The organism is Oikeobacillus pervagus (assembly GCF_030813365.1).
In the GTDB taxonomy this organism is placed as follows: Bacteria; Bacillota; Bacilli; order Bacillales; family DSM-23947; genus Oikeobacillus; species Oikeobacillus pervagus.
The window spans coordinates 1-12,243 of the sequence record NZ_JAUSUC010000063.1; the positions used below are offsets into that span (position 1 = coordinate 1).

At 36.7% G+C, this 12,243-nt stretch carries 16 protein-coding genes and 1 pseudogene; 4 read left to right on the forward strand and 13 right to left on the reverse strand.

The features are described from left to right. Nucleotides 1-649: 649 nt before the first annotated feature. From J2S13_RS16945 to J2S13_RS15335, 7 genes and pseudogenes are all read right to left on the reverse strand, one after another. A pseudogene (locus J2S13_RS16945) lies at nt 650-988 on the reverse strand (integrase core domain-containing protein); the annotation flags it as partial. Nucleotides 989-1,131: 143 nt separating this feature from the next. Further along, nucleotides 1,132-1,353 carry a DDE-type integrase/transposase/recombinase gene (locus tag J2S13_RS15310; RefSeq protein WP_307258704.1) on the reverse strand — a complete coding sequence of 74 codons (222 nt, stop codon included), beginning with the start codon at nt 1,351-1,353 and terminating at the stop codon, nt 1,132-1,134. A 62-nt stretch (nt 1,354-1,415) separates the two neighbouring features. Further along, the gene (locus J2S13_RS15315) at nt 1,416-1,685 is read right to left on the reverse strand and encodes a hypothetical protein (protein ID WP_307258705.1); all 270 of its coding nucleotides are present in this window, start codon (nt 1,683-1,685) and stop codon (nt 1,416-1,418) included. After that, a complete protein-coding gene (locus J2S13_RS15320) occupies nt 1,678-1,959 on the reverse strand; it encodes a transposase (RefSeq protein ID WP_307258706.1) in 282 nt (93 codons plus the stop codon). The genes J2S13_RS15315 and J2S13_RS15320 overlap by 8 nt, the downstream gene beginning before the upstream one ends. Then, the gene (locus tag J2S13_RS15325; protein WP_307258707.1) at nt 1,916-2,170 is read right to left on the reverse strand and encodes a transposase; all 255 of its coding nucleotides are present in this window, start codon (nt 2,168-2,170) and stop codon (nt 1,916-1,918) included. Before J2S13_RS15325 ends, J2S13_RS15320 begins: the two co-directional genes overlap by 44 nt. Further along, nucleotides 2,145-2,786 (reverse strand): transposase family protein, encoded by a 642-nt coding sequence (locus J2S13_RS15330; protein ID WP_307258708.1) that lies wholly within the window; start codon nt 2,784-2,786, stop codon nt 2,145-2,147. The genes J2S13_RS15325 and J2S13_RS15330 overlap by 26 nt, the downstream gene beginning before the upstream one ends. 51 nt (nt 2,787-2,837) lie before the next feature. Further along, nucleotides 2,838-3,080, reverse strand: coding sequence for a hypothetical protein (locus J2S13_RS15335; protein ID WP_307258709.1), 243 nt, complete (start codon nt 3,078-3,080; stop codon nt 2,838-2,840). A 293-nt stretch (nt 3,081-3,373) separates the two neighbouring features. Here J2S13_RS15335 and J2S13_RS17000 point away from each other — a divergent pair, with 293 nt between their 5' ends. From J2S13_RS17000 to J2S13_RS15355, 4 genes are all read left to right on the forward strand, one after another. Continuing rightward, a complete protein-coding gene (locus J2S13_RS17000; RefSeq protein ID WP_307258710.1) occupies nt 3,374-3,712 on the forward strand; it encodes a helix-turn-helix domain-containing protein in 339 nt (112 codons plus the stop codon). Nucleotides 3,713-3,949: 237 nt separating this feature from the next. Next, nucleotides 3,950-4,675, forward strand: coding sequence for an ABC transporter ATP-binding protein (locus J2S13_RS15345; RefSeq protein WP_307258711.1), 726 nt, complete (start codon nt 3,950-3,952; stop codon nt 4,673-4,675). Next, nucleotides 4,672-5,736 (forward strand): ABC transporter permease, encoded by a 1,065-nt coding sequence (locus J2S13_RS15350; protein ID WP_307258712.1) that lies wholly within the window; start codon nt 4,672-4,674, stop codon nt 5,734-5,736. The genes J2S13_RS15345 and J2S13_RS15350 overlap by 4 nt, the downstream gene beginning before the upstream one ends. Before the next feature lie 28 nt (nt 5,737-5,764). Then, the gene (locus tag J2S13_RS15355) at nt 5,765-6,415 is read left to right on the forward strand and encodes a TetR/AcrR family transcriptional regulator (RefSeq protein WP_307258714.1); all 651 of its coding nucleotides are present in this window, start codon (nt 5,765-5,767) and stop codon (nt 6,413-6,415) included. A 43-nt stretch (nt 6,416-6,458) separates the two neighbouring features. On the opposite strand, the gene J2S13_RS15360 is transcribed toward J2S13_RS15355, so the two are convergent. The 6 genes from J2S13_RS15360 to J2S13_RS15385 all read right to left on the reverse strand — a co-directional run bounded on the left by J2S13_RS15360 (nt 6,459) and on the right by J2S13_RS15385 (nt 11,865). Continuing rightward, the gene (locus J2S13_RS15360; protein ID WP_307258715.1) at nt 6,459-7,340 is read right to left on the reverse strand and encodes a DMT family transporter; all 882 of its coding nucleotides are present in this window, start codon (nt 7,338-7,340) and stop codon (nt 6,459-6,461) included. Between the two features lie 183 nt (nt 7,341-7,523). Continuing rightward, nucleotides 7,524-7,835 carry a hypothetical protein gene (locus J2S13_RS15365; protein ID WP_307258716.1) on the reverse strand — a complete coding sequence of 104 codons (312 nt, stop codon included), beginning with the start codon at nt 7,833-7,835 and terminating at the stop codon, nt 7,524-7,526. Nucleotides 7,836-8,647: 812 nt separating this feature from the next. After that, nucleotides 8,648-8,803, reverse strand: coding sequence for a DUF1540 domain-containing protein (locus J2S13_RS15370; RefSeq protein ID WP_307258717.1), 156 nt, complete (start codon nt 8,801-8,803; stop codon nt 8,648-8,650). Nucleotides 8,804-9,070: 267 nt separating this feature from the next. Then, nucleotides 9,071-10,501: an MDR family MFS transporter gene (locus J2S13_RS15375; protein ID WP_307258718.1), complete on the reverse strand. Its 1,431-nt coding sequence runs from the start codon at nt 10,499-10,501 to the stop codon at nt 9,071-9,073. A gap of 646 nt (nt 10,502-11,147) precedes the next feature. Next, nucleotides 11,148-11,363 (reverse strand): helix-turn-helix domain-containing protein, encoded by a 216-nt coding sequence (locus tag J2S13_RS15380; protein ID WP_307258719.1) that lies wholly within the window; start codon nt 11,361-11,363, stop codon nt 11,148-11,150. 10 nt (nt 11,364-11,373) lie between these two features. Further along, on the reverse strand, nt 11,374-11,865 hold the full coding sequence (locus tag J2S13_RS15385; protein WP_307258720.1) for a DUF2975 domain-containing protein: 492 nt from the start codon (nt 11,863-11,865) through the stop codon (nt 11,374-11,376). Between the last annotated feature and the right edge of the window lie 378 nt (nt 11,866-12,243).

Below are 12,243 nucleotides of genomic sequence, written 5' to 3' on the forward strand. Positions count from 1 at the left end.
AAATTTAATTCAAAGTCAACTTAAGCAGTGGATCTCTGGCCTTCCTAGTTATATCAAGGGTTATTTGTCGATTTCACTCTGCGAAAGTTGAGTTAATAAGTGTATATCATATTCATTCTTAGTCTACATAATCCTGTTTTATCGGTAATGAAAAGGGGCTGTCCAGAAAGTCGGTGAAAACCGACTTTCTGTGACAGCCCTTTTCTTTTTCTACCTACAAAAAAATCGTCCCATCTAGTAAAATGTAAGTGACAAAACCAACATTTCAGAAAGGGACGGTTTTTTATGAGCAATCCGAAGATTACTACTAATGAGTATAGCACACAAATGACCCTTCCTCTAGAGATAAAAGAGGAACCCCCTGTAACCAAAATCCATACTGTCCCCAAGTTTAAACTGATTATTGCGGATGAATTGAGCCACGACTGCGGAGTTTTGAGCCATTCATTGCGGATAAAAGATCCACCAATTGCGGAACCGGTGTTTGTCAAGATAGTTGTCGCATTTTCCCTGTTTTAAAGTTTGAAATATTTTTAGAATAATTGCTACCGCGCTTCGCTTGCTGGCCTTCTCACGAAAGAACAAAATTTCATTTTGTTCTTTCATGAGAAGGGAAAATGTAGTACAAATATTTGTGAAGTAAGAGGTTTTAATCCAATCTTTTCGTCTTTTCCTTCACAGGATTTAAAGCCAGGGATTCGTGTGCGTCCCAATTTCTAGTCGAATGTGACCAGCGCTCTGGATGTTTCTCCTTGGCAAGTTTATATACTTCCTCACGTTTTTTTAGGATGTCTATATGGGCCCCTGTGTGGCATTGTTCTGGTGTCACAAAATTGATTCCACTATGTAAGTGGACACAATTATACCAATTCACAAATCTTAATGCCCATTCCCGGGCAGCCTCGAGCGTTTCAAATCCTTTGTATGGAAACTCCGGTCTGTATTTTAAAGTCCTAAACATGGCTTCAGAATAAGGGTTATCATTACTTACTCTCGGTCTTCAATAAGAGCTTTGGATCCCCAACTTTTCAAGTAATACCTGAAAAGTCGCGGCTTTCATAGGACTCCCATTATCGGAATGCAATACAAGTGGCTTCCCTTGGATTTTTTCGCTAATGACCGCCTTCTTCATCAATTCTTCTGCATATTTGCTTCTTCAGTTTCCCAAATCTCCCATCCGACTATTTTCCTACTAAAAATATCAATAATTGGATAAAGTCGGTAAAACATCCCCTTCACTGGCCCTTTTAGCCAGGTGATATCCCATGTCCAAACCTGATTAGGAGCTGTGGCCAAATGGCTTTCTGGTAGTTTTCGTTCGGGCTTTTTACTTTTTCCACGGTGATTTTGCATTTTATGCTCACGAAGCACCCTGTAAAAAGTGGATTCAGAAGCGATATAAATACTTTGATCTGCTAAATTTGGGTCGGTGGTAAATCGGCAAATTCCTCTTTTTTGACGACTTCAAGTATTTCCTCTCTTTCCCTTTGTGTTAGTTTGTTTTTAGTCTCGGGACGTTGGGCAAGGGGACGCTGATCCTCCTTAATTCCACCTTCTGCAACCCATCGTTCATAAGTACGGACACTGATGTTTAACTCCTTACAAGCAAGAGCTAATCGTGCACCGTTTTGGTTAGCTTCTCGGATGAGCTCGACTGCTAGTGCGCGATCTGATGGGCTAATCATTCGCCCTCTTGGTCCCCCAGATCGATTGGGCCTTTTTTCTAAGAAGTAATAAGGCAGCAGCTTCAGCTAATGCTTTCTCCTTTTTACGTAGGTCTTTTTCCAACGTTTTTGCTCGTTTTTTCTCCGCCTTCAATTCTTGATTCAACATCTTCGTCTGATTAAATTCCTGACCATTTGCGCTAAGGCAAGTTTCACGCCACCCATCAATTTGTTCTTTATAAAGTCCTTTTTTACGGCAATACTCTGCTAGTTCCGCTGCATTCATTATCTTCATTTTTTATCCATGCATAGCGGCTATTTTTTAATTCTGGATGGCTACTTTGCTCTTTACGTCTTGTTTCATCCACTGCTTCATTTATCATCTTCATGACATGGAACTTATCGTAGGTAAGGGAGGCTTTGGGAAACTGTTCTTCAGCACCTTTGATAAAGGCTGGAGACATGTCAATACTGAATTCTTTAAATAGTATCCGGATGGCCGCCATGAACCATTAAGTCATGCTTAAAATCCTTTAATGTGTGCTGGTCTTTGCCCTCTGTAACAGAAATAACTTTACGCTTGTCTAGATCCATGAAAATGGAGACATACTTGTGCCCCTTTTTTCTGGATGTTTCATCCAACCCGACATGTTTCACATCCGAGTAATCTTCCCTTTCACGGGCTTCTTCCACATAATGGTGAAGGATAGGCCATAAGGTTGTATCGTGTTCGTCCACAAGGTTTGCCACCTTTTTAACGGGCATAGCTTTCATTAAAAGAATAACAAACGCCTCAAAGTAAACAGAGAAACCAGAGCGTTCACGTGCCCAATTAGGTTTAATGGTTTTCGGTGATCCATTACATTTTGAACAATCAGTACGGGGTAATTTTGCATGTAGATAAGCCTCATATTGAAAGAAATTTAAATGTCTCCATTTCCGTTCACGTCCATGATCATAAACAGTAGATGGATTCCCACATGTAGCACATTCAAATTTACTTCCTTTTACTGTAGAAATGAATATATGTAGTTCTTTGTCATCAGGATTAAATTCAACATGGTCTACTTTCCATCCCATACCTAAATTGAGTGCCATTTGTAATAAATCAGTCTCTGTCATTTATAACCTACCGCCTTATTAATTTTATTGGTAGTATCATTGTTGACAGATTTAACCCATGCTAAACTGCGATGAACCATTTTTTTGAGGGACTGCCCAGTTGTTAGTCTTTGTCCGGATCTTTGTAAATTCTTTTGCCTGTTCTATATTCCGAGTTAAATAGAAACCAGGTCCAAAATCCACACCAGCTCCCTTACGTTTCGTTATTATTATTTCTTTTGAAATCAGTTCGGCGTAAAGATTGTTTGTACCATGGAAGAAAAAAGTAGTGGGTTGAAATTCCACTTCAGGCAAATAAATTCGCTCCTATTATTTAATATTGTTAATTTTAATGAAGCTGATAGAAGTGCTAGAAAAAGAGATTTTGAAAATGAAAAATTACAATATACTGCAGAGATCATGGTGGAGTATCTAAGAAGAAATTGATAATGCACTAGCTTTACTTAATAAAGCTACTGGTAAAGAACTTTATATTGGTACAAAAAGAGCTCCTCAATCGAAAGTGGGGTTTGTTCAATCTATGCAAGAAAATCTTCAATTTTTGTACGATAAAAAATATTTAACAAGTCGAGAGAAAGTTTTTTTTAATGGATATAACACCTTATATTGCTTTTTCAAGTAATTGTATTGTTCTTGATATTAAAGATAAAAATCCTGTGCCAGCAAATATTTCTGAAATTGCTAAATTAATTGGTGCAGCTAGACAGAATACAAGTCCAGTTATTAATTCTTTAGTGAAAAAGGGGCTTCTTTTTAAAGGGGAATCAGGCATTGAAGGAAATAATGCTAAGGCTTACGCTGTTTTTGTAAATCCTCATATTCTCTATGCAGGAGATAAAGATAATGTAAATGAAGCATTACAAGTTATGTTTCATAAAGCTATGAAAATGAAAGTTTTGAAGGATTTACCTGATAAATTATTTTAAAAATTTAGCTATAGTTATCAAATTGATAACTATGGCTTTTTTTATTTTTAAAAGCATTTCGTGTGTCATATTTTTATGACAGACGAAAAGTACGAAAAACCTTGATATAACAATGTTTATAACACTTTTAAAACTCTCTTTCTTCTCACTCTATTTAACCCCAATTGACTCAAAATCTGATACATGGTATAAAATGAGTAAGTGATTACTCACCCTATTTTCCAAGGAGGGATACCCATGAAAGAAACGATCACGATCATGAAGGTTAGCAAAAGTTTTGGGAAAAAGATGGTACTTGATGAAATTGATTTAACGATTAAAGAAGGACATATTTATGGATTCATAGGTCCTTCAGGTGCAGGAAAAACCACCCTTGTCAAAATGATGGTTGGAATGGATAAACCAGATAGTGGGACGATCTATGTTTTAAATGAAAAGGTGCCCAATTTGAAATTATTACAAGAAATTGGCTATATGGCACAATCCGATGCCTTATACACCGAGCTTACAGGAAAAGAGAACCTCACCTTTTTCGCTTCTCTTTATAAACTGAGCAAAACAGAGATAAAGGAACGAATAGCCTATGCAGCAAACATAGTGAATCTTACAGAAGATCTTTCAAAAAAAGTTGCCGCATACTCAGGTGGAATGAAACGACGTTTGTCACTGGCGATTGCTTTAATACAAAATCCAAAAATACTTATTTTAGATGAACCAACTGTAGGCATCGACCCAGAATTAAGATTTAGTATTTGGAACGAATTATATCGGTTGAAGCAAGAAGAAGGAAAAACGATTATTGTAACCACTCATGTGATGGATGAAGCTGAAAGATGTGATTATATTGCAATGGTAAGAGACGGGTCGATCATTGCAAGAGGTACCCCCCAAGAACTGAAAAATATATATCATGCGAGTAACTTTGATGAAGTATTCCTGAATGCGGGGAGGGAACGTTCATGAGAACAACTGCATTAGTTAGACGAATCATCCAACAAATATTCAGGGATAAACGAACTCTAGCATTATTATTCATCGCTCCTTTATTCATCTTGACCCTTATGTATTTGGTCTTCAATGGTGAAACGGTTGAGCCAACAATCGGTGTGGAGAACGTGAATCAACAAACCGTCGACCAGTTAGAAAAGTCAAATATTCATGTGAAATCATTTGAAAATATTACGGATACTAAGGAGACAATCATTGAACAGGATCTAGATGGGTTTCTCAAAGTAGAGAAAGATCAAACAACGTTAATACTGCTTAATAGTGACCCTTCTTTAGGGAAGAACTTACAAATGAAAATAAACCAAATCATTCAGACAAAACTCCCCCCACCTTTCCCTGAAGAAAAGGAATTGAAAATGAATACACAAACAAACGATATTTATAAAACGGAGTATATTTATGGAAGTAGTGACACCAAATATTTCGATGTGTTTAGTCCGATCTTAATTGGATTTTTCGTATTCTTCTTTGTGTTCCTTATTTCCGGTATTGGATTATTAAAAGAACGAACAACGGGTACGTTAGAACGCTTAATGGTGACTCCTATTCGTAGGGGCGAAATCGTAACCGCCTATTTAGTCGGGTTCGGAATATTTGCCGTATTACAAACAGTTATTATTGTCCTTTTTTCCATTCACGTATTGGATATCATTTTAGTTGGTTCCATATGGAATGTGATTCTGATCAACTTAATCTTAGCTTTAGTGGATTTATCATTAGGGATTCTTTTATCTTCCTTTGCAGCATCTGAATTTCAAATGGTACAGTTTATCCCTATCGCTGTTGTTCCGCAAATCTTCTTTTCAGGGATCTTTCCACTTGAAAGCATGCCAGATTGGCTGCAAGTGCTCGCAAAAGTCATGCCCCTATATTATGCAGGAGATGCTCTAACAGGAGTGATGTATAAAGGGTGGGGATTAGAAGATATAAGCGGTGACCTGTATATATTGATCATATTTGCTACTATCTTTATCATTTTAAACTTATTTGCTCTGAAAAAATATCGTAAAATATAGTCATAATCTCATGAAAGTGGTGGAATGATTGTCTACAGGAAAATTACTGGATGCGATGATGGCCCAAGCAAGCAAGCCAAAGAAACAAACGGTGAAACAACAAAGAATTGTGGAGACAGCCATCAAAATGTTTGCCGAAAAGGGTTATGCCAATACCTCAACAGCTGAAATAGCCAAAAACGCGGAAGTATCTGAAGGAACTATTTTTAAACATTACGGGACGAAAGACCATTTATTGCTTTCCATCATTGTTCCTTATTTAAAAGAATTTTTTCCTTCTATGGCGGACGAAGTTTTCCATGAAATCATGTCTGAAAACGTCGCTACATTTGAACATTTTTTACATGCCCTATTAAGAAACCGAATTCAATTTATATCTGAAAACAAAGAAATATTTCAAGTCGTTGTGAAAGAGATTTTTTATAAAGATGAGTTAAAAAATGAACTCCTTCCTTACTTCGCTGAAAATATTATCATACGAATTAATAAAGTGATTGAGTTCTATAAGGAACGTGGGGAATTAATCGACATCCCCAACGAACGAATTCAAAAGATGTTATTCACATTCATTGGAGGGTTCTTTGTCTCTCGCTTTGTTTTATTGAATAACTACACCGTCAGTGAAGTTGAAATCAAAGATGCCATCCACTTTGTCCTGGATGGCATCCGCAAGCGATAACGTTCAATCAGTGGGAGCGGAAAGAGCCCCACTGATTCTGTATTTATTTAGGTCCCTTTTGTTTTAATAAAAATAAAGCGAGGCCGATTAAGATGAGGGTGATTCCCATAGCTTGCTGAGAAGTAATGACTTCACCCAAGATAAAATAGGCTAAAATACAAGTTCCGATCGTTTCCCCTAGTATACTCATAGAAATAACAGATGTATTCAGCCACTTCAGAAGCCAATTGAAGATCGTTTGTCCCAAAATCGTTGCAATAAAAGCGAGACCAATAAAGGACCACCATGTTTGTGCAGAATAATCGACAAAAGCAACTTGCTGGCATAAAGCAATAATACTCAAAAAAACCGCACTACTCGCATAGCCAATAATAGAATATGGTACAAGAGATAGACTTTTGCGAACATGTTGTCCTACAAAAAAGTAAGCTGTAATCACACCTGCTGCAATAAAAGCAAGGATATCACCAAATAACGCCTGGCCACTTATTTGAAAATCCTGCCAGCCAATGACAATACTTCCCGTAATGGCTACGAGACAACCTACGATCGCCCCTCTGCTAAAACGCTCCTTAAATAAAAAATAGCCCCCAGCCATTGAAAACAGTGGCTGTAATGTCACGATGACTGTCGAACTTGCCACTGAAGTGTAATTTAATGATTCGAACCATAAAACATAATGGGTTGCGAGAAACATCCCCGATAATAACCCGAAGCCCCATTGCTTTAATGACAACGAGCGTAATTCTCGCCAATTCTCTTTATATAAGAATAAAAAGGGCAAAAGCATGACGGCGGCAAAAAACATCCGATAGAATGCTGTAATAGCCGCAGGCGCATCAGCCAGTTTAACAAAGATAGCGGAAGTAGATAAGGCAAAGACCCCAAAAAATAAAATAATGTAAGAAATAAGTGGCGATTTCAATTCTGTTCCTCCTGGATGCAATTCTACAACTATAGTAATATATGTCATGAATGATTAAAATAGGATCTATCTTTTTCATCATACTCGATCAACATATTAATAGAAAGGGAGAGTTCATTTAAATATAGACACCTCAAAAAATAAAAGCATCTCCACTCACATGTGAAAACGCTCCTTACTAACTTATGTGATTTTTGGAAAAATCCCGTTCGTTATTTTTTGTAATACCCAATTCAAAGTAATGATTAATGGCCTAAGAACGACAATGACTACGGCAAAGCGAATAATAAAAATGAGAAGTCCATTTTGAAAAGGAGCCGTTAATAATCGACCACCATAATAGATAAAAGCTGCAGATATAAGCGTCGTGATTGCATAAGAAATGAAAATACCTATTTTTTGGATGGCGGTCATTTTCGCAAGCACATCCCTATATTTATTCGTAAAATAAATGACGACACCAATACAAGAAATAGCTGAAAGTATACTGTCCATTAAAAGCCTCCCTGCTTTCCGATATTACGCTAACTCTTAAACAAGGAAACATTCAATCTTAAAATTCAATGGATTCCTCTAAACTTAGACACAATGGCAAAATGGTTAGAAAAAGAGAGCCACCTCCCCTCTTCTAGAGTTACTATTTACCCAGTTTTAGTATAGTTTTTTTCAATTTTATTACAGAAGCATATGTATATCAAGGGGGAAGGCTGTTCAGTGCTATTTCTGTGTTGCGTAGTATTTTCAAATATACAAACGATAAATTAAAAGAACATCGTAAAGTCTTTGATACAGTTTCTGATGAAAAAAATAGGTGAAAGTAGATATAGATTATTTAAGTTGCAAAACCGGTAGACATGATACTGAAATAAATAAAATCATGAAGAAGCTTAGAATTTAAAGATTTGGAAATAATCCCACTACCGTTTAAAATCGACTAGTCATTTTTAGGCTTGATTGGGGAGATTTCTTCAGTATTCAAGATAGGCAATGACATTTTTGTCGTCATCAGGGATTCAAATTCAAAATGGGTTAGCTACAATAATTGTTATTTGTCTAAGCAAAGTTACATTTATTGAAAGTAATTGACAGATGTTTTCTGAATACATTGCCAATTTACTCCATTCTTGTTCCTCAGGAAAATCCCCCATATATTTACCCCACTTATTGCAAAATTTACTTAATCCCAATCCAATATATACAAGGTCGGAATTACTTTTAAAAAATATCCTAAAATGAATGAAATTGATTGTTATTATCAATAATATAAGTATGAAAGGGATAACCCCCCAAGGCTATCCCAAAGAAAATTAAGCTTCTGGTGCAAATGTTTTGCAATCGGTTTCTTCACTATTAGATGCTTGTTTGCCTTTTTGACTAACTACATAAATAGCATCTGCATTGCATTTGTTTCCATTGCCCCAATAGGTACAGTTGTTTACTTCACAAAGCACATCTTTAGCCATGGTATCACACCTCCTTCACCTGTATTATCATTAACAATTTGGAGGTGATTGATACTAAGTCTTTTATTTTAAACGCCAACCAGGAAAGGCTCCAACATTTCCCCTGATAAAATGGTTATCTGCTAGGTTCAATGTGAACCATCTTGCAAGCACGCCAAACCTCAACTTCTTTCCTTGGATCAATTAGCCTCGCTTAGTAAAAATAAACGACATGAAAAAACCGATACTCATCATTTAGTATCGGTTTAATTTTTTTAAATTTGCAATTTAGTTACTTTGATCAAAATCCGGTGCGACCGCTTTTCTAATGAATAAGGAAATGAAGAATGCCCCAATACATAAAGCTAGTGCAAACCAATAAGCGTGGTGCACGCCTTGCGTCATCGCTTCATTCATTAGTTTCTCTGTAATCGGTCCTGATTGCTCATTTATATAGCTATCTTGGCCTTTACTCATGATACTTACAAAAATTGAAACCCCAAGTGCTCCTCCAATAGGTTGTAGTGTGTTGCCGATAGCTGTTCCATGTGGATATAATTTCTTCGGCAGTTCATTCAACGCATTTGTATTGGCAGGCATCATGATTGCTGAAATAGACAGCATCAATATGATATAGACAAGGATGAATGACAAAATATGCATAGAAGGGCTAATATTACTAAAGAATATCATAACCCCGACTAAAACGATTGTCCCGGGAATCATCAACTTTCTAGGTCCTAATTTATCAAATAAAGTACCCATTACAGGTGACATCAAACCGTTCAATAATGCACCAGGTAAAAGCAATAATCCGGCCAACTTCGCAGAATATCCAAGTGGTCCTTGCAAATACATAGGCATCACGATTTCGGAAGCGAACATGGCCATGATGACAATAACAAAGAGACTGATCCCCAGTGCATAATTTTTATATTTGAAGACACGTACATCCAACAATGGCTCTTCCAATTTCAACTGACGTAGGACAAATAACAGAAGGCTGAGTAAACTGATCGAGATAATCGAAAGAATTCTTATCGATGAAAAACCTTCTGGATCTTCTCCAACACTGCTGAATCCGTAAACAATTCCCCCTATCCCGATTGTGGACAGGATGATCGATAGGATATCGACTTTTGGACGTGTAATTTCCCCAACGTTTTGCAAATATTTCAATGCAAAAAGAATTGAAAACAGAGCGAAAGGAATGACGGAAATGAATAACCAACGCCAACCTAATAAATCCACGATGACACCCGACAAGGTTGGACCGAGTGCAGGTGCAAACATAATGACCAAACCAAACGTTCCCATTACTTTTCCCCGAACTTCAGGACGATACATAAAAAGTAATGCATTCATAATTACCGGGATCAACAGCCCCGTTCCAACCGCTTGGATCATACGGCCTGTCAACAACATCGGAAAATTCGCAGCACAAGCAGCAATGGTTGTTCCGATCAAAAATATAGTCATGACACCGATGAACATCTGCCTAGTAGTGAACCATTGAATCAATAAAGCAGAAATAGGCATCAAGACACCCATTACAAGCATGAATCCAGTAGCCATCCATTGAACAGTCGGTGCATCAACGTCAAAGACATCCATCAACTCGGTCAATGCGATATTTAGCAATGTTTCGTTCAAGATTGCAAAAAAAGCACCGATCATGAACGTAATCATTACTACTCTCGTATTTATTTTCGAATCCATATATTCTCCTCCATAATTTTACAAATTATAAAACATACTTAACTATTATCCACTATTAAAATAAATGTCTCAAGTAATTCACATAACCACAATTGGAAATATCCCTCCTGGCTTTCATATTGTATCCGCCTCTTTCAATTTCGGTCATACGTTGTTTATACTTAATCACAGATAGGATAAATAAGGTCTCCCCTATCAGGTATTTTGTATGTATTAAATTTGAAAAGAAAAATCATCCGGCTGAAACACACCCTAGAATTGCCTCACCCATATGGAACAAGAATTAACGAATGTAGGATGATTGTAATGTCTGACAGATGTTATATACATGATTATTGCAAAGAAATCATAACCGTAAAGACCACAATTTGTGTAGGCATATATAAGCAGCAGGAATAGCTATGCCAGCAAGATTTAACCAAACGTTTGATTAAGAGTCTGAAATGCCTGATAAAACGATAAATGCATTCCCATAGTATTATCAAAAGGGATTTATAAAAAAAAAGCAACCATTAAAACGTTGCTTTTTCCAATTTAGCTTATTCGGAATTTTGTAAGTAAAGAGGGAGGGAGAACCTCAACCTTAAAAAGGCCGAATTCTTTACTATTCCAAGATTGTTTTTTGAATATATGTAAGTCCTGCTTATTAGGTTTCTTCATCACTTCGGTATTCTAAAATATCTCCGGGTTGACATTCTAAAGCCTTGCAAATCGCCTCTAAAGTTGAAAATCGAATCGCTTTTGCCTTTCCATTTTTTAATATAGAAATGTTAGCCATTGTGATTCCAACCCTCTCCGAAAGTTCTGTCACGCTCATTTTCCTTTTCGCCAGCATCACATCAATATTGATTATAATCGCCATTATTTTCACCTCAGACCGTTAAATCATTTTCAGATTTTATATTGATCGCCTCTTGTAAAAGTCTTTGGAGAACAGCAGCAAAGACCGCAATCACCATTGAAGCACCAATAATGACCATTCCGATTACGATGAGACCCGGTGCATCATCCCACTCCGCTATGATATAAACCAATGGCAAAGCTAACACATACAAGCCACTGATTGTGATGGCACAGTTTCTTATTTTCTTTAGAGCTCTTACAGAAATTTGAGAGAAAGCTTCGTTCTTGTCTATATAACCTAAAAGCCTTAATGCTTGATACAATGCGAAGTAAAACGGTATTGCTGAACCATACATAATAATTAAAATGCCAAATACCACATAAGCCAGCATTGCCCCCCTTTTTGCTTCTTCAATTGCTACATTCGCTATCTGGGGCAACAAAAATATACACAAAGCAAGAACCGGAATACCAATAATGATAACAGCTGCTCTTAAAAAAAGTGTAGAACTTCGTTTCATAAAAAAGCACCTCACCTGTTTATTCTCGAATTGATTCTAGCACGTATTTTATCGTTTTACAATAATTTTTTACTATTTTTAGTTATATTTTTATTGTTATTCATTTTAATTTTAGACAAAATAAAAAGCATTCCTCATTACAAAGAAATGCTTTAACCTAAAATATGCGATTTATCAATCGTTCAACAATCTGGCTTAAAACTAAACATTGAGCGCATATCTTCGCTCCATAATAATGTCCAATCGATACCTATCCGAGTTTCGGTGGGATCACGGACCTGTCCTATGTGTAAAATTTTACTCGGGGGTACCTGAGGCATATTTCTAGTCAAAAAAAGAGAAAGCACTCTATCATAAATGTATGCTAGACGGCAAATA